Origin of the sequence: Candidatus Blochmanniella pennsylvanica str. BPEN (assembly GCF_000011745.1) — a bacterium.
GTDB classification, from domain to species: Bacteria; Pseudomonadota; Gammaproteobacteria; order Enterobacterales; family Enterobacteriaceae; genus Blochmanniella; species Blochmanniella pennsylvanica.
In genome coordinates this window covers 623,710-642,623 of sequence record NC_007292.1, presented here as the reverse complement: position 1 = coordinate 642,623, position 18,914 = coordinate 623,710, and the positions used below count along the sequence as shown (strand labels likewise).

Annotated in this window: 14 protein-coding genes and 2 tRNA genes; 8 read left to right on the top strand and 8 right to left on the bottom strand. The window is 30.1% G+C overall.

What is annotated here, in order from left to right:
• Window positions 1-160: 160 nt before the first annotated feature.
• Both dapA and BPEN_RS02645 read left to right on the top strand, forming a co-directional pair.
• Window positions 161-1,060: a 4-hydroxy-tetrahydrodipicolinate synthase gene (gene dapA, locus BPEN_RS02650; RefSeq protein ID WP_011283057.1), complete on the top strand. Its 900-nt coding sequence runs from the start codon at window positions 161-163 to the stop codon at window positions 1,058-1,060.
• A 20-nt stretch (window positions 1,061-1,080) separates the two neighbouring features.
• Window positions 1,081-1,392 (top strand): outer membrane protein assembly factor BamC, encoded by a 312-nt coding sequence (locus BPEN_RS02645; protein ID WP_011283056.1) that lies wholly within the window; start codon window positions 1,081-1,083, stop codon window positions 1,390-1,392.
• A gap of 159 nt (window positions 1,393-1,551) precedes the next feature.
• Here the strand turns inward: BPEN_RS02645 and dapE are convergent, their stop codons facing one another.
• The 3 genes from dapE to BPEN_RS02630 all read right to left on the bottom strand — a co-directional run bounded on the left by dapE (window position 1,552) and on the right by BPEN_RS02630 (window position 5,846).
• Window positions 1,552-2,706 carry a succinyl-diaminopimelate desuccinylase gene (gene dapE / locus BPEN_RS02640; protein ID WP_011283055.1) on the bottom strand — a complete coding sequence of 385 codons (1,155 nt, stop codon included), beginning with the start codon at window positions 2,704-2,706 and terminating at the stop codon, window positions 1,552-1,554.
• A 178-nt stretch (window positions 2,707-2,884) separates the two neighbouring features.
• On the bottom strand, window positions 2,885-4,882 hold the full coding sequence (tkt, locus tag BPEN_RS02635) for a transketolase (protein WP_011283054.1): 1,998 nt from the start codon (window positions 4,880-4,882) through the stop codon (window positions 2,885-2,887).
• A gap of 112 nt (window positions 4,883-4,994) precedes the next feature.
• The gene (locus BPEN_RS02630; RefSeq protein ID WP_011283053.1) at window positions 4,995-5,846 is read right to left on the bottom strand and encodes a transaldolase family protein; all 852 of its coding nucleotides are present in this window, start codon (window positions 5,844-5,846) and stop codon (window positions 4,995-4,997) included.
• A gap of 1,201 nt (window positions 5,847-7,047) precedes the next feature.
• Between BPEN_RS02630 and cysP the strand changes: the two genes are divergently transcribed.
• From cysP to cysA, 4 genes are read left to right on the top strand one after another with little or no spacing between them, the layout of a single operon-like run.
• Window positions 7,048-8,070: a thiosulfate ABC transporter substrate-binding protein CysP gene (cysP, locus tag BPEN_RS02625; RefSeq protein WP_011283052.1), complete on the top strand. Its 1,023-nt coding sequence runs from the start codon at window positions 7,048-7,050 to the stop codon at window positions 8,068-8,070.
• Window positions 8,070-8,903: a sulfate/thiosulfate ABC transporter permease CysT gene (gene cysT / locus BPEN_RS02620; RefSeq protein WP_011283051.1), complete on the top strand. Its 834-nt coding sequence runs from the start codon at window positions 8,070-8,072 to the stop codon at window positions 8,901-8,903. The genes cysP and cysT overlap by 1 nt, the downstream gene beginning before the upstream one ends.
• Window positions 8,903-9,763, top strand: a complete 861-nt coding sequence (locus BPEN_RS02615; RefSeq protein ID WP_011283050.1) for a sulfate ABC transporter permease — start codon at window positions 8,903-8,905, stop codon at window positions 9,761-9,763. Before cysT ends, BPEN_RS02615 begins: the two co-directional genes overlap by 1 nt.
• 21 nt (window positions 9,764-9,784) lie before the next feature.
• Complete coding sequence (gene cysA, locus BPEN_RS02610; protein WP_011283049.1) at window positions 9,785-10,852, top strand: sulfate/thiosulfate ABC transporter ATP-binding protein CysA; 1,068 nt, start codon at window positions 9,785-9,787, stop codon at window positions 10,850-10,852.
• A gap of 448 nt (window positions 10,853-11,300) precedes the next feature.
• Here cysA and ptsI read toward each other — a convergent pair whose 3' ends face one another.
• The 3 genes from ptsI to cysK form a co-directional block, all read right to left on the bottom strand.
• Complete coding sequence (ptsI, locus tag BPEN_RS02605; protein WP_011283048.1) at window positions 11,301-13,034, bottom strand: phosphoenolpyruvate-protein phosphotransferase PtsI; 1,734 nt, start codon at window positions 13,032-13,034, stop codon at window positions 11,301-11,303.
• Window positions 13,035-13,099: 65 nt separating this feature from the next.
• Complete coding sequence (locus BPEN_RS02600) at window positions 13,100-13,357, bottom strand: HPr family phosphocarrier protein (RefSeq protein ID WP_011283047.1); 258 nt, start codon at window positions 13,355-13,357, stop codon at window positions 13,100-13,102.
• A 385-nt stretch (window positions 13,358-13,742) separates the two neighbouring features.
• Window positions 13,743-14,690: a cysteine synthase A gene (gene cysK, locus BPEN_RS02595; RefSeq protein WP_011283046.1), complete on the bottom strand. Its 948-nt coding sequence runs from the start codon at window positions 14,688-14,690 to the stop codon at window positions 13,743-13,745.
• A gap of 362 nt (window positions 14,691-15,052) precedes the next feature.
• Between cysK and ligA the strand changes: the two genes are divergently transcribed.
• The gene (gene ligA / locus BPEN_RS02590) at window positions 15,053-16,840 is read left to right on the top strand and encodes an NAD-dependent DNA ligase LigA (RefSeq protein WP_011283045.1); all 1,788 of its coding nucleotides are present in this window, start codon (window positions 15,053-15,055) and stop codon (window positions 16,838-16,840) included.
• Between the two features lie 278 nt (window positions 16,841-17,118).
• Here ligA and BPEN_RS02585 read toward each other — a convergent pair.
• Both BPEN_RS02585 and BPEN_RS02580 read right to left on the bottom strand, forming a co-directional pair.
• Window positions 17,119-17,191 (bottom strand) — tRNA-Lys (locus BPEN_RS02585).
• Window positions 17,192-17,215: 24 nt separating this feature from the next.
• A tRNA-Val gene (locus tag BPEN_RS02580) sits at window positions 17,216-17,289 on the bottom strand.
• Between the two features lie 163 nt (window positions 17,290-17,452).
• Between BPEN_RS02580 and gltX the strand changes: the two genes are divergently transcribed.
• Window positions 17,453-18,859, top strand: a complete 1,407-nt coding sequence (gene gltX, locus BPEN_RS02575; RefSeq protein WP_011283044.1) for a glutamate--tRNA ligase — start codon at window positions 17,453-17,455, stop codon at window positions 18,857-18,859.
• The last annotated feature ends 55 nt before the right edge of the window (window positions 18,860-18,914 follow it).

Below are 18,914 nucleotides of genomic sequence, written 5' to 3'. Positions count from 1 at the left end.
ATTAATAATATATATTTTAATATTATTAAAAATAACCTTATTGTTTGTTATATATGAAGAACGGTTAATATTTTTATTTGATATTTTTAGCCATTTTATTTGAATGTTTTTATTGAATAACAATATTTTACAAGATTCCGTTTATTGGAGACAATAGTTCATGTTTATGGGAAGTATAGTAGCATTAATTACCCCAATGGATTTAAAGGGCACTGTAGATCGAATAAGTTTAAAAAAACTTGTTGATCATCATGTAGTCAGTGGTACGTCAGCTATTGTTTCCGTTGGTACAACTGGAGAGATGTCTGGGCTTACACATGAAGAGCATGTTGATGTGGTTATGCGAACCTTAGAGTTTAGCGATGGTAGATTGCCCGTTATAGCAGGTACTGGTGCTAATTCAACGGCAGAGGCGGTTGCATTAACTAATAAATTTAATGATAGCGATATAGCAGCTTGTTTAAGCGTAACCCCTTATTATAATCGTCCCAATCAAGAAGGATTATTTCAACATTTTAAGGCTATTTCAGAAAGCACAGACTTACCTCAGATATTGTATAACGTTCCAATACGTACTGGTTGCGATATGTTACCGATTACTGTTTCTCGCTTAGCAAAAATAAAAAATATAGTTGGTATTAAAGAGGCGACAGGAAACTTAAATAGAGTAAATCAATTAAAACAGTTGGTTCATGAAGATTTTATTTTGTTGAGCGGAGATGACTTAAGTGCATTAGATTTTATGAAACTTGGAGGAGTTGGGGTAATTTCCGTTACAGCAAATATTGCTGCAAAGGAAATGGCTGAGTTATGTAAGTTAGCAAATGAAAATGATTTTTCAACCGCACAACACATTAATCAGCGCTTGATGCCTGTGCACCAAGCGCTATTTATTGATTCTAATCCTATACCAGTGAAATGGGCTTGTAAAGAATTAGGATTAATATCGCATTATGTTTTGCGTTTACCTATGACTGTTTTATCTGAGGTACATCGTGATGTTCTAAAGCAAGCTTTAATAGATTCAGGGTTATTTTATAATCAGTCTAATTATAAATAATTATTTATATAAGGGTTATAATGTTAACTTTTTTAGAGATTTTGTGTATAATATTGCTATCAGCTTGTTCTTTCGGAATATACAAGGAAGAACGTTGTAAGCTTAATGGTGATTTATCATATTTAGATGCGGCATCTTTGGTGAAATTAAATATACCGGAAGATTTAGATGGTGTATTACCTATATCATATGATGATTATGTTATTCCTGATGTTACCAGAGAAGATAATAATATTGCTCAAAAAGTAGGTAAACAACTATACATATGTCCTCCGTTAATTTTTTCTACAGATATGTCACATGAATCATGTTTAATTAATATTGAAGATTAATTTTAATATAAGCAATCAGTAATACTTTTTTTGTTGAGATTATTTTCAATATATGTATTAAAAATAATAACTACATGTTTATTATTCAGTATTCAATTACTCCCCATATAATAAACATGTATCTTAGTTTCAGAACTGTTATAATAATACATTATGCATTTATTGTATTAGTATTAAATCTTCTATAATTTTTTTATATATAGAGCTAAGTAATTTTAAATCAATTAGATCAATGTATTCGTTAACTTTATGAATCATATGGTTACGCGCTCCTAATTCTATGACTTCTGTTCCCATTTTAGCTATAAAACGTCCATCAGAAGTACCTCCTGTAGTTTCTAATCGAGGTTCAAATTTTTGGTAATATTTAATTGCATTGATTGCAACGTTAGTTAATTGTCCAGGTTTACTAAAATAAGGCTCTGCAGAAAGTTTCCAATTGATATTATAAGGTAAAGTATGACGTGTGAATATGTCATTTATGTATCTTTTAATATTGTCAATAGAACATTTATCATTAAAGCGTACATTAAAATTTAATATAACTGTATGGGGTGTAACATTGTTGTTCTTATGATTAGAATAAATATTAGTAATTTGTATAGCAGTAGGAGGAAATAATATACTTTTTTCTCGATCCCATGTAATGTTTAGCAAATCTGACAGTGCTGGAATGATTAAATGTATTGGATTTTTAGAGAATTGAGGATAGGCTACATGTCCTTGAGATCCGTGTATTGTCAGTTGTCCAGTAAGTGATCCACGTCTACCATTTTTTATAACATCACCTAGTTGATCTTGACTGGATGGTTCTCCGACTATGCAATAGTTTATATGTTCATTACGTGCAATTAGAGATTCTACAACTTTTGTGGTTCCGTTGATACCACTGCCTTCTTCGTCAGAAGTGATAAGAAATGCAATCCGTCCTTGATAATTAGGATATTGGTCGATAAAATTGGCAGTGGCTACTAACATAGCTGCTAATGCCCCCTTCATATCAATTGCGCCTCGCCCATGTAACATATTATTATGTACTAATCCTGAGAACGGAGGGTAATCCCAGAATTGAGGATCTCCAGGATCGACCACATCAGTATGCCCAATAAACAATAATGTGGTGTGTTTTTGTTGTTTTTTACAACTATGAAATGCCCAAAGATTAAGGGTGTTATCAAAGCGCATTAACTCTACATTAAAATTTAGTTTTTCTAAATAATTTGCAATTATTTCATGACAACTATGATGGTTTGGGCTAACCGAAGGTTGCTGAATTAATTTTTGAGCTAATGTTATTAGCGCTGAATAATTCATTTTATATTTTCCCGTGGTAATAGTTCTGATAAAATTATTTTGAATTTAATAATTCACACGAATAAATCATATATATAATCAATGTAAAATTCAGATATACAACTATACCGATATTTATTGATATAGTTGTATATAGATGTTTTTTATAAAAATTAAACATTTTTGGTGATCTGTTGTTTTAGGATTTTTTGAGTAATTTATATGATTTATTGATCACGTAGTCCACAGTAAAGTCAAAAAATTTAAATAATTGATGTGATGGAGCTGATTTTCCGAATGTCTTCATACCAATGATTTCACCATATATTCCAACATACTTATACCAATAGTCAGTGCTACTAGCTTCGATAGCTATTCTATTAATTATTGTGCTTGGTAATACGTATTCACGATATGATTTATCTTGCTGATCAAATATATTAGTAGAAGGTAACGAGATGACTCGTATTTTATAGCCTTCATCAGTTAATCGGTAATATGCTTGTATTGCTAATATTATTTCTGACCCAGTAGCAATTATAATTAATTCAGGGATATTTTGACAATCTTTAAGAATATATCCTCCGCGATTAATGTTATTAATTTGTGTTGATGTGCGTTCTTGCTGCATGAGATTTTGTCTAGATAAAATCAATGCGGTTGGCCCATGGTGTTCAATTGCTGATTTCCAGGCAATTGCTGTTTCTACTTGATCACAGGGACGCCATACTATTAAATTGGGAGTCATACGTAAACTTGATAATTGTTCTATAGGTTGATGAGTTGGACCATCTTCTCCTAATCCAATAGAATCATGAGTATAAATCATAATATGATGACTATTCATTAATGCCGCCATGCGAACCGCGTTGCGTGCGTATTCAACAAATGTTAAAAATGTAGCAGTATAAGGTAAAAAAGCTCCATAATTAGCAATTCCATTGGCAATAGCAGTCATCCCGAATTCACGTACACCGTAATGAATATAATTTCCGGCAGGATTTTTCATAATAGAAGAAGATTGAGACCAAGTTGTCAAATTGCTGGGTGTTAAGTCTGATGATCCACCAAAAAGCTCTGGTAATTCTTTGGAAAAAAATTCAATTGTAATTTGAGAAGCTTGACGTGTAGCAATATTTTGAGAATGCATTTGTAAATTTTCAATAAATTTTTGTGTTTTTTTATGCCAATCTTCGGGTAGTTTTCGTTGTATTCTTCTTATTAATTCCTTTGCTAAATTAGGATAGGTAACTTGGTATTTGTGAAAAAGTTGTTGCCAATTATCTTCTTTTTTTTGTCCCGGTATCGTGGCATTCCATGATTTATATATTGCTTTTGGTATGACGAATGGAGGTTCATTCCAATTAAGCGCTTTTCGAGTAGCAGCCACTTCTTCTGCTCCTAATGGAGCGCCGTGAGCGCTATGTGTTCCGCTTTTATTTGGAGCTCCGAAAGCAATAATAGTATTACATATTAACAATGATGGTTTATCTAATGTGGATTGAGCTTGATCAATTGCAGCTTTAACAGAATTTCTATTATGTCCATTTACATTACGTACTACATGCCATCCATAAGATTCAAAACGCATAGCAGTATCATCTGTGAACCATTCTTGTACATTTCCGTCTATAGAAATACCATTATTATCGTAAAATATAATCAATTTATTTAATTTCATAGTCCCAGCTAGCGCGCAAGCTTCATGAGAAATACCTTCCATCATGCATCCATCTCCTAGAAATGCATAAGTATAATGATTGATGATATTAAACTGTGCGCGATTAAATTGAGCTGCTAGTGTTCGTTCAGCAATTGCAAATCCTACAGCGTTAGCAAGACCCTGCCCTAACGGACCTGTTGTAACCTCAATTCCATCCGTATGCCCATATTCTGGATGTCCGGGTGTTGTTGAATTTAATTGTCTAAAATTTTTTAGATCTTCTATAGATATTTTGTATCCAGTTAAATGTAGTATGCTATATAGCAGCATTGATCCATGTCCATTAGATAAAACAAATCGGTCTCTATTAATCCAATTGGGATTGTTTGGGTTGTGATTTAAGTAATCTCTCCACAATACTTCAGCAATATCCGCCATGCCCATGGGACAGCCGGGATGTCCAGAATTGGCTTTTTGTATAGCATCTATGCTTAATATACGTATAGCATTAGCTAATATTTTTTCTGATAACATAAAGTATTTTCCTAATATTGAATGTTTTAATTAAATGATTATAAATTCTTCTCTCTTATAGAGAATTATCGAATATGTTTAGTGAATTTTTCCATACTTATTTTGTTATTTTTTAATAGTTAAATTTATACACAGAAATAGGTTTATTAAATTTTTTATTTAAAAAAGAAAATACACCAAATTTGATAGGTTGTGTATGCAAGATTAATTGATTGTGTTTCTTGAGTAATTTCTTAACATTTATTAAGCAATCATATTCATCTGTAACCATTATTGGGTTATCTGTACATAAATTAGTATTGATAGAAATATTTTTTTCGTAATATTTATTATGGTTAAAATAACTTTTATTTATTTTTTGTATGATGTTAGAATAATTATAAATATTGAATAGTACATATTGACTATACCAGTTGCAAATAAGATTTATAAATGGATAAATAAAACATAGATTTAATTTGGTACATGCGCATCTTTGATATAAAGACAGTAAAAATGTTAAATTAATTTGGATATTGTTTTTTTGAAATTCTGTTGTTTTTTTTATGATTTTCCAATTGATAGTGATTTTGATAATAAAATAAACTGGATCTGTCTTTTGATTTTTATAAATTGCGATAAATCTGTGGTATTTTTTTATTTTAAAATATTTATTAGAAGAAGATATTATATCCATTTTTATGAAGACATATCTTGGAATATTGTCTAAAATTTTAGTGTCGATATGAGCTTTTAACTCATTTATTGTGTTAATTGTACTAATAAATGTAACATCATATTTTTTTATAGTATAAATTATTGTATATTCAATTAATTTGCAATGAGAACTAAAAAAAAATGGTTTTAGAATAAGAAGCGGATTAGCAATAGTATTATTATGTGGATAGTAATACCGAATGGTGTCAATATTTTTGATATTCTCTACAATTACAGAAATTTTTCTTAAACTACTTGATGGATTCACTACTGACTCCGTATTACGTATTATAATTGGGTAATGTTAATGATATTTATAATCATTTTAAATTCATAAAGTAAAATATGTTTATGATCATAAATATTATTTATTATATGTTTTATTTTTATTAAAACATGTTTATATAATATTTATATTATATAAGTTGTATTTACATATCTCAACGTGAGATATGTAAATATTGTATATCTATCAATATTCTATTAATTAATGTGCGTATATCTGTATGTCAGGTGATTGTATTAAAATAGTAAAGATTATTATCATAATTTAATGTGGATTGTAATTTTATTATATAGTTGCAAAGATTATTATGATTGCGGAAACGTTTTAAACGTTAAGTTCGTGAGGTTTTATTTTGTAGAGCGCAACACAAGTACATTACAGTACGTAATTAACTATCATATTACATATGATACATCATAAGCAATGATTCTAAAGAGTGAGTGTTATTATCTCATGTGTCATGGAATGTAAGATTATATAAGCGGTTTAATTTTTTATATTGTATGATCTTTTCATAATACAATTATATGTTGTGTAGTACATAATTAATTAATAATAAAAAATAATATTTGAATTTATTTAAAATAATTATTTTTTATTTTTCTTTTGCAACGGGCTATTTTGTTTAGATCACAATTATAGTACATCACAAATTTTATTGTAGTATTAACCATAATAAGCATCGCTTAAATTGTATAAAATTAGTCGAAAATCTTAATACACAAAGATAATCATTTGTTACATAAATAATTTATTACAACAGAATTATTTGTTTTAATTTTTTAAATTTTAGTTATTGATACGATCATATTGAGAATTATTTTAGGTTTTAAGTCGATTTAACGAAAATATCTATATTTATATGTAGAAATCATTTTCTAAATTATCTTTATGTCTTTATATAAGATCTTTTATATAGTTTAGAAAAAAGATAATATTACTATATTTTATTATAAATAATAATATTGAATATGGTAGTATTTTTACAGAGAGAAGTATAGAAAAAATTAATCAAATATGCTTGATTTAAATTTCATTCAATTAATAATTGGTTACAAAACTTGTGTGCAAGTACAAATTTGCGTGCAGTTTATGTCTTAATGATGCATGTATTATATAATGTGTTCTATCAACTGGAAGGAAAATCTCTATTTTGAGTAGGTATGTTTGTATTCGGATATATATGATTATTATGCATACTGTTTTAAAAATAATTAAAGTGACAGTATTATTGTACTGTGTTTTTTGTGTTCCAATACATGGAACTATTTTATTAAATAGTTCTTATGATGTGTCTAGAGAATTATTTTTAAAGATTAATTCTGATTTTATCGAATATTGGAAAGATCTTCATCCTGAAGATGAATTAATTATTCGTCAATCTCATGCAGGATCTACCAGACAAGCTATGGCTATATTACAGGGACTTCGCGCGGATGTGGTGACATATAATCAGGTGATAGATGTACAAATTTTGTGTGATCGCGGACGCTTAATTCCTAAAAATTGGCAAGATCGATTTCCACATCATAGTTCGCCATTTTTTTCAACTATGGCTTTTTTGGTGAGACGAGGCAATCCAAAAGGAATTTATAATTGGTATGATTTAACGAATGAAGGGTTGAAAATAATATTTCCTAATCCTAAAACATCTGGTAATGGACGTTATACTTATTTATCGGCTTGGAATTGTTTTTTAAAAAATAGCGACGGAGATATAGAGCAAACTCGAATTTGGATGCAAAAATTTTTAAAAAATGTAAAGGTATTTGATACTGGAGGACGCGCTGCTACCTCTACTTTTGTTGATCGTAATCAAGGAGATGTACTAATTAATTTTGAATCTGAAGCAAAATTAGTTTTAAGTCAATATGGATTTAATAATTATGAAATTGTTATACCCACTCCGAATGTTTTGGTAGAATTTCCAGTGACTTGGATAGATAAAAACGTCATTAGAAATGGAACCAAAGATGTAGCACGAGCTTATTTAGATTACCTATACCTTCCTTCAGCACAAAAGATTATTACTAAGTTTGGATACCGCGTCAATACAACTGACATTGCTCAAATATATCCGAATGGATCTTCTGGGAGTCAATTATTTAGAATAGAGGATCAATTTGGTAATTGGAATACTGTTATGAATACCCACTTTAAACGTGGCGGTGAATTAGATCAATTGTTATCAATAGGACATCGTTGATGTTATTTTCTTCATCTAAACATACCTTACCTGGGTTTGGTATAGCACTGGGCGGAAGTTTATTGTTTGTTTGTTTGATTCTATTATTACCTTTAAGTGCGTTAGTTATGCAATTATCTCAGATGAGTCTTTCTCAATATTGGGATGTAATTACAGATCCAGCATTATTGGTTTCTTATCAAATCACCTTATTAGCTGCTGGGACAGCAACATTATTTAATGCTATATTTGGACTGTTAGTATCATGGGTAATAACTAGATATCAATTTCCTGGTCGGAAATTATTAGATGCGTTAGTAGATTTACCTTTTGCTTTGCCTACTGCGGTGGCGGGATTAACTTTGGCGACATTGTTTTCAACGTCAGGTTGGTATGGGTCTTGGTTATCTCGATTCGGCATCACAGTATCGTATACGTGGATAGGTATATCTATTGCTATGATTTTTACAAGTATTCCATTTGTAGTACGAACCGTACAACCGGTGCTAGAAGAGTTTACTGTAGAATACGAAGAAGTAGCAGAAACTCTTGGAGCTGATCATTGGCAAATTTTTTGTAATGTAATTTTTCCAGAATTGGCACCAGCTTGGTTGTATGGCGTAGCGTTGTCGTTTATACGAAGTTTAGGTGAATTTGGTGCGGTTATTTTTATAGCTGGAAATGTTGCCTGGAAAAATGAAGTTATTTCTTTAATTATCTTTATTCGTTTACAGGAATTTGATTATCCAGCTGCCAGTGCTATTTCTTCTGTAATTTTAATTATTTCTTTATTATTATTATTTTTTACTAGTATGTTTCAATTACGAATAAACCGGAGGTTTAAGGGATCTTAATGATCAGCATGTTGAATAATTATGTCAATAAAAATTGCAATAATGATTGCAACAGTAGTATTAAATGGAACCAATGGATTCTAATTGGTTTCACTATGTTTATATCAATGATGTTGTTGTTAGTTCCTTTAATTGTGATTTTTGTATCTGCTTTTTCAGAAGGTCTAAAAATAGTAATAGTAAATTTAATAAATCAAGATATGATACATGCTACTTTTTTGACGGTTATTATAGCGTTATTTACGGTACCTATTAATGTATTTTTTGGTGTATTAATGGCTTGGTTGGTGACTCGTTTTAAATTTTATGGAAGACAGTTATTGTATATATTAGTAAATATACCCATCGCTGTTTCTCCGGTAATTGTTGGATTATTGTATTTATTGCTTTATGCAAATAATAATGCAATAGCAAGTTGGCTGGATTTGCATAATATACAAATAATATTCACATGGGTAGGATTAGTATTAGTTACTATTTTTGTTACTTGTCCTTTTGTGGTACATGAGCTTGTTCCTATGATGGTGAATCAGGGAAGACAAGAAGACGAGGCAGCGATACTTCTTGGAGCATCTGGTTGGATGATGTTTCGTTATGTTACTTTTCCAAATATTCGTTGGGCTTTGTTATACGGGGCTATTCTTACTAATTCTCGTGCTATTGGTGAATTTGGAGCAGTATCTATAGTATCAGGGTTAATACGGGGTGAAACATATACTGTTTCGTTGTATGTAGAATTATTATATCAAGATTACAATACTGTAGGCGCATTTGTTGCGGCATCATTATTAGCTTGTATTTCAATTCTTATGTTGTTTATTAAACATTATTTACAAAGTCGTTTAAAACGTAATAATTAATATTATGATCAAGGATAAGAAATGAGCATTGAGATAGATGGAATCACGAAATTTTTTGGTCATGATAAAATTTTGACTAATGTTTCTTTACATATTGAATCTGGAGAAATAATAGCGTTATTAGGGCCATCCGGTTCTGGAAAAACCACATTACTACGTATTATTGCTGGGCTAGAACATTATAATAGTGGTTATTTGCGTTTTAAAGGTAAAGATGTTAGTCATCTTAGTGCACGTGATCGTCATGTTGGTTTTGTTTTTCAAAATTATGCTTTGTTTCGTCATATGACAGTATCAGATAATATTTCTTTTGGAATAAGAATGTTGCCACGTCATAAACGCCCAAATTCTCATATAATTAGCAAAAAAGTTACGCAATTATTAAGCATGATTCAATTAGAACGTTTGGCAAATAGATATCCTACTCAACTTTCTGGGGGTCAAAAGCAACGTGTAGCTCTGGCTCGTTCTTTAGCAATTGAACCAGAAATTTTACTGTTAGATGAACCATTTGGTGCATTAGATACACAAGTTAGAAAAGAATTGCGTCGTTGGCTTCGTAAGTTACATAATGAATTTAAATTCACTAGTGTTTTCGTTACACATGATCAAGAAGAAGCTATGGAAGTTGCTAATAGAATAGTAGTGATGAATCGAGGAATTATTGAGCAGATAGGTACACCTAAGGATATTTGGTGTGTGCCGGCTACTCGTTTTGTTTTAGAGTTTATAAGTGAAGTGAATTGTTTACAAGGAGTAGTGTGTGGATCGGAATTATTTATTGGGTCTTATCATTGGTCTTTACCGTATATTCCAGCGTTACAAGGAAAAGTAGAATTATTTTTTCGTCCGTGGGAGATGGATATGAGCAAAGAGCATAATGTGCTTTATCCATTACCAGCTAAGATTGTGCATGTTAGTTTGCATGGTTATTATTGGCAATTAAGTGTAGAGCCTTTAGGATGGCATCAAGATTTATTGACTATAATTTTAGGAATTAAAGATATTTTTGGTGTTCCAGAATGCGGTGCATATTGTTATTTAAGCGGACGTAATGCACGATTATATTCAGGGGAAATAGTGTTGTAATTAATGTTTTTTGAGATTCTGTAATTTATTTAATTAGTAGTAAATATTGTTTTTTAAATGTGTGGTTTATTTAGAGCATAGTTTTTGTGTAGATAGTGTGTGTAGATCATTGATAATTTTCATGTTATAAGAGTTAGGTTTTTGTTTGTGAATTTTGTGGTACTTAGCTATCTGAGTAATCAGATTTTAAAATATGTTGTAAGAAGATATATATCCAATTAAAAAATTTCTTGTATATAGTATATTACTCCTGATTCTATTTATGAAATAGATTGTTTTTATTTATACGTTATATTGGTTATTTTATTTGTGTATAAAATGTAGGTATAGGATTAGGTTTAATTTTTTCAAATAAACTATACGATGATTTATTTATAAAATTATAAAAAATTTTTATTCTTAAATTATATGTTTACTATCATAGTGGTGTTTTAAAAAAAGAATAGTTTTATAATTTTTGTATATTATGTGACACATGTGTATGTGTAAGTAAATGCATTAATGATTCTGTGGTTGAATAGTTCAATGCTTTTTGTGCCAATTTTTTTGCATCGCGATAATATGCGTTACGGATTATGTTTTTTATGTGTGGAATAGATATAGAGCTCATGCTAAATTCATCTAATCCCATTCCCAGTAATAGTAGAGTAGTACGTTCATCTCCTGCCATTTCTCCGCACATAGCTGTCCATTTCCCTACAGTATGTGAAGCTTCGATTACTTTTTTAATTAATATTAGAATAGACGGAGATATGGGATTATATAGATGAGATATTAATTTGTTGCCGCGATCTACTGCAAGTGTATATTGAGTTAAATCGTTAGTTCCAATACTGAAAAAATCCACTTCTTTAACTAAATGATGAGCGATAATTGCAGAAGCAGGAGTTTCGATCATGACACCTACTTTAATATTTTCGTCAAATTTTTTTCCTTCTTGACGTAATTGTGTTTTTAAAAAATTTAATTCTGTATTTAAAGTTTTTACTTCTTCTACTGAAATAATCATAGGATACATTATGCGCAATTTACCAAAAAAGGAAGCTCGTAAGATAGCGCGTAATTGAGTATGTAATATGTCTTTTCTGTCTAACATAATGCGAATTGCGCGCCATCCAAGAAATGGATTTTCTTCGTTTGGGAGGTGCATGTAAGGTAAATTTTTATCACCCCCAATATCCATAATACGTATGACTACAGATTCGTTAATCATGGATTCAGCGGCATTTTTATAAGCTTTAAATTGTTCTTCTTCTGTGGGGAATGAATTACGATTCATAAATAAAAATTCAGTTCTATATAATCCTATTCCTTCAGCTCCGTTTTCTTTAGCTCTAACTATATCGTGTATCGTACCGATATTAGCGCATATTCGTACTTGACGTCCGTCGAGAGTAATAGCTGGGAGATTCTTTAATTTAGTTAACTCATATTTTTCAGAAATATATTTCTTTTTTAATGTATTTATATTTTTGATGATGTTTGGGGTTGGATTGATGTAAATTTTATTATTTAAGGCATCGAGTATTATCCAATCTCCATTGGATACTCTTTTTGTAATTATACCAGTTCCTACGATGGCTGGTAGTTCTAAAGAACGGGCCATAATAGAGGTGTGTGAAGTTTTTCCGCCGGCATCAGTAATAAATCCCAAAACTTTTTTTAAATTTAATTGTGCAGTTTCTGATGGACTAAGATCTACTGCAATAATGATCACTTCTTCGGTAATAGAATTTAAGTCGATAATTGGAATTCCTAGAATGTTTTTTAATAAACGATTTCCAATATCTCGTACATCAGTAGCACGTTCTTTTAAATACTCGTCCTCTAGTTGCTCTAAAGCTTTTGCTTGGGTTTCAATTACTGAATGCACGGCGGCATCAGCGCTGAATAATTCTTCTTTAATAAGAGTAATAATATCTTGCTCAAGTTCTTCATCTTCTAGCAATATAATATGGCCTTCAAATATAGCTTCTTTTTTAGAGTCTAACTGTTTTTTTACTTTATTTTTAATTTCTTTCAATTGCTTGGAAGTTTCGGAACGCCCGGAAAGAAATCGATTGATTTCTTGTTCAATAGTACCAATATTGATTTTTTCTAAATTGATAATGATTTTTTTTTCTTGTAATAGCAACGCTTTTCCGAAGGCGATGCCAGGTGATACTGAAATTCCTGAAATCATAATTCTACCTTCATTAGAGTTAATAAATAGTGTAATTATTCAAATATTAATTGATTATATTGTATTTATTTGAGTTCAGTAATAAACTCAATTAAATGTTGTACTGCTTGTTTTGCGTCTGTGCCATCGGCAGAAATAACAATTATAGATCCTTTGCTTAAACCTAGTGTTTGTAGTTTGAATAAACTTTTAGCGCTTGCTTTTTTCCCGTTAGAGATTACTGTAATTTCAGAATTAAATTTTTTTGCTGCTTTTACAAATTGAGTAGCTGGACGAGTATGTAAACCATTGGAAGCAGTGATTATAGTTTCTTGTTGATACATTTTTATCTCCATTTAATTTAACAATATGATGAAAAATATTATTTTCATGTAAATTTACTAAAATTAAATATTTTTATTGATGAAACACAGGCGTATAATACTGTTATACGTATAAATAATTTATTAATTTTTTGTTTCTTTTTCATGTATATCACATTCAAAATAGAATATGTATTAAAGATATTTTTTCATTGGATCTCCTGATTTTTAATGTCTTAAAAAGATAGTATTCTATTTACATAATGTAATTAATTCAATATTATTATAAATTCTGCAATAAATAAAATATACAAATTGTTTTTATTTATGTAAAAATAAATATAGAAAACATCGTACATGAATGTTTTCTATTTTTTGAATGTTAATAGAAAATAAAAATTTATTTTTATAACTTTGAAAATAATACAGTACTTAAATATCGTTCACCAGACGATGGAAGTATAACTACTATATTTTTATCAGTATAGGCTTTGTTTTTTTGTAGTTGTACCGCTGCCGCTAATGCGGCGCCTGAAGAAATTCCAGCTAAAATTCCTTCTTTTTCCATTAAATATTTAGCGTAGCTAACAGCTGCATCTATGGTTACTGTTTCTACATGATCAATTAAAGTTAAGTCGAGATTTTTTGGAACAAAACCAGCACCAATACCTTGGATTTTATGTGGTGCTGGTTTTATGTTTTGACCTGATAACGTCTGTGTAATGACTGGAGATTCTTCTGGTTCTACTGCCACGATAATAATTTTTTTATTTTTTTTGGTATGTTTGAAAAATCGTCCAACTCCGGTGATAGTACCTCCTGTACCAACTCCAGCTACAAATACATCTATTTGTCCGTCCGAGTCATTCCAAATTTCAGGTCCTGTGGTTTTTTCATGAATTTCTGGATTTGCAGGATTGCTAAATTGTTGTAATAATAAATAATGTTTAGGATCAGCAGCAACAATTTCTTCTGCTTTAGCAATGGCTCCTTTCATTCCATCACATCCTTCTGTCAATATAATTTCGGCTCCTAGAGCTTTAATTAGTTTAAGACGTTCAACGCTCATGGTTTCTGGCATGGTTAACGTTAATTTATAATGTCGCGCGGCCGCTACGTAAGCTAGAGCAATTCCAGTATTACCGCTCGTTGCTTCTATAAGTCTCGTATCTAATTTTAATAAGTTTCTTTTTTCTGCATCCCAAATCATATTAGCGCCAATACGACATTTAACGCTAAAGCTAGGATTTCTAGATTCTATTTTAACAGCAATATGACCATTGCCAATATTATTAAGACGGACTAATGGAGTATGACCAATAGTGTAAGAATTATCTTGATAAATTTTATACATATTTAATAATTCCTCAAGTGTTATGCATCACTATAATGATGGGTTTGGGGTATAGAATATCTTTTATATATAGTCTGGATCAAATAAAAATATAAATTTTTTATTCTGACATAAATATTAGAATAAAATTAGCTATTATGCATTAATTATAGACGTATATTCAATAATATTTCTGTCATCTTGTTGATATAGATAATTCATAACAATTAATTGGTGTTGTTGATATTTAAACAGTGATCACATTAAACAACTATATGTTTGAAGATATTTTTATTATAAAATGTTAAATCACGTGTAAATAAAAATAACGATTTTAAATGTGAATTAATTATCGCAACCCATATAATTGGGATATTTATATTATGAAATTTGTTAAACAAAAAATACAAAAATTAAGAAAAAAATTACGTCATTGGGAATATTTATACTATACAAAAAATGAATCTGCAGTATCCGATGAAAAGTATGATGCGATGTTAGAAAAATTAAATCAGTTGGAACAAATTTATCCACATTTGATTGCAGAAAGTTCTCCTACTCAACGTATAGGAGGTGTGTCTCAATATAATTTCAAAAAAATACATCATAAGGTGCCAATGCTATCTTTAAATAGTATCGTTGCATCGTTTCAATTATTATCATTTGATAAAAGAATAAAAATTAAACTACATGCTAATCATGTTATGTCATATTGTTGTGAATTAAAAATAGATGGGGTGGCAGTGAGTTTATTGTATAAAGAAGGGAAATTAATTTATGCGGCAACTCGAGGTGATGGTAAAATCGGAGAGGATGTTACTGAAAATATAAGCACTATTCGCGCAGTACCTATGTGTTTAAAAATAGATTCTAATAAATATGGTAAATTACCATATTTATTAGAAATTAGAGGAGAAGTATTTATATCTAAATTATGTTTTTTAGAATTGAACAAAATAACGATACAACAAGGCAACAAACCTTTTTCTAATGCGCGAAATGCTGCTTCTGGTTCCTTGCGTCAGTTAGATCCTAGTGTTACAGCCACACGCCCATTAAGTTTTTATTGTTATGGCATTAGTAATTATTGCGGAGAAAAGGAATTACCAGATAGTCATTGGGAACGATTACAATTATGCGAAAATTGGGGTTTACCGATTAATAATTATATCCGCTTAATTAGTGGAGTTAATAAAGTATTAGAATATTATTCTTATATAAAGACAATACGATCTAATTTGGAATTTAACATTGATGGAATAGTTATTAAGGTAAATAGTTGCGCATATCAGAGTAAATTAGGTTGTGGATCTAGAGCACCTCATTGGGCTCTTGCCTATAAATTTCCTTCGGAAGTAAGTTCTGCTAAAGTAGATAACGTAATTTTCCAAGTTGGGCGAACAGGTATTATAACTCCAATAGCTTATTTAGAGCCTATTGTAATTTCTGATGTTACAATTAGAAAAGTAAACATGCATAACATCAATGAAGTTAAAAGACTTGGATTAATGATTGGCGATACAGTTCGTATACAAAGATCTGGCGATGTGATTCCTAAAATTGTAGAAGTAATTTTATCAGAACGTACCGATCATGTAAAAACTATAGAATTACCCCGATTTTGTCCGGTATGCGGGTCTCGTATTAAAACATGGCGTAATCAATCAATATTACGCTGTACGGCCGGATTATCGTGCCTTGCTCAACGAAAGGCAACGCTTGAGCATTTTGTTTCTAAAAAAGCAATGAACATTTATGGAATGGGAAATAAAATTATTGATCAATTAGTTAATCAAGGTTTAATATTTACTTCATCTGATGTTTTTCGTTTAAACAAAAATAAGTTACTTTGTTTAGAGGGCTTTGGTTTAGAAAATATTGAACGTTTATTAAGGTCTATCGAGGATTCTAAAAAAATTACTTTGGCTCGTTTTATATATGCGCTAGGTATTTATGGTGTAGGTGAAACAGTAGCTAGTAATTTAGCTATTGTATATAAAACTATAGAAAATTTGGCCGCTGCTGATTTGCAATCATTATCAAATTTGAAATATGTAGGGCCAATTATAGCTAATAATATATATCATTTTTTCAGAAATCCAGACAATTTAAAAAATGTTCAAGATTTAATTGATCCGGCTATTGGTATTCAGTTATATGTTATTACATGAAAATAAGAATTTAAAAGATTAAAAAATTATAGGTATCTCAAAATTAGAGTTGTGTATATTAGCGATATCTATGATTAACAATTAAAAGGATGCAAATTTAAATTGGACAATGGATACATGTTAACTGTTTTTTAAGAGAGTTTTTGTTGTTTACATCCTATTTTAAATAAATGTATTCATTTTAAAATCGGAAGCTTTGGTTTAGAGGTAGTGGATATTAAGCTAATTACTTATAGTAATCAATAAAATTGTTAGTGTGATAGAAAATAAACAATTTTTGGGTCGTGCAGGATTCGAACCTGCGACCAATTGATTAAAAGTCAACTGCTCTACCTTCTGAGCTAACGACCCCAATTAAAATTTAGAACGATAAAATAGGTGATGGCGGAATCGAACCGCCGACCCTCTCCTTGTAAGGGAGATGCTCTGCCAAACTGAGCTAATCACCTTTTCTGTTGAATTGAATTATATGGATTCATTGATACGAGTCAATGGGTTTTTATAAAAATAGAGATTTTTTAATTGTATTTTATTAATGTGAAAACAAAATTTCATTTTGTATTGACTTAAATGAAAATTTAATGATTATCTACAGTCAGGTACTTAATTTTTATGAATATTAAAACTCGATTCGCACCCAGTCCTACAGGTTCCATACATATTGGAAATATTCGCACTGCTTTGTATTCTTGGTTGTTTGCTCGAAAGCAAGGTGGTAAATTTTTATTACGTATAGAAGATTCTGATTTGCAACGTTCTATAGATGATACAGTTGAGCTGATTGTTGCAGGGATGCGTTGGCTTAGTTTAGATTGGGATGAAGGTCCTTATTTTCAAACTAATAGGTTTAGTCGTTACAATAGTATAATAAGTTATATGATTCAACATGATATGGCTTATAAGTGTTATTGTTCATCAGAAAGATTAGAATCGTTGCGATCAAATCAAATAAAAAACGGAGAAAAACCTAAATATGATGGTTATTGTCGTTTTAAATCTACGGATATATATAGTTCTTCTATTAGTTCTTATGTGGTACGTTTTTGTAATCCTCAGGATGGCGTAGTAATATTTCATGATCAAATCAGAGGTACAATTACATTTAATAACAAAGAATTAGATGATCTAATTATCCGCAGAGCCGATGGTTCTCCAACGTATAATTTTTGCGTTGTAATAGACGATATGGATATGCAAATTACTCACATCATACGAGGTGAAGAACACATTAATAATACTCCGCGTCAGATTAATATTTTAAAAGCATTGCGAGCTCCGATACCAACGTATGCTCATGTCTCAATGATATTAGATAATAATTTAAAAAAATTATCAAAACGCTGTGGAACATTGGGTATTATGCAATATCGTAATGATGGATTTCTCCCTGAAGCAATACTTAATTATTTGGTAAGGTTAGGATGGTCGCATGGAGATCAAGAAATTTTTAGTATTGAAGAGATGATAAAATATTTTGATTTGAGTAGAATTAGTAAATCTCCTAGTATTTTAAATCTTGAAAAATTACTTTGGTTGAATCATTATTATATTAATCATTTACCAATAGACTACGTAGCTTCACATTTATCATGGCATATGCATCAGCAAAAAATCAATATACAAAATGGTCCAAAATTAACTGATATAATAAAATTATTTGCAAGACGTTCACGTACATTAAAAGAAATTGTAAATAATTGTCTATATTTTTATATAGATTTTGATTTATTCGATAATAAGGTAGCTAAAGATTATTTAAAACCTGTTGCGATAACACCATTAAAATTTTTAAGAAAAAAATTCAGTAATATAGTTGATTGGACACCAGAGATTATTAAATCTATAATTATAGAAACCGTCAATGAATTTAATACTAGCATAGATAAAATAGGTATGCCGCTTCGTGTAGCATTAACCGGAACAAATTGTTCACCAACGCTTAGTATTACCATACATGCAATTGGTCAGTCTCGTGTATTAGAGCGTATTGATCAGGCTATACGCTATATTTCTACATAGTATTAGATGGGAATATAAAAACAATAATTGTTGTGCATATACTTACTTTTAATTA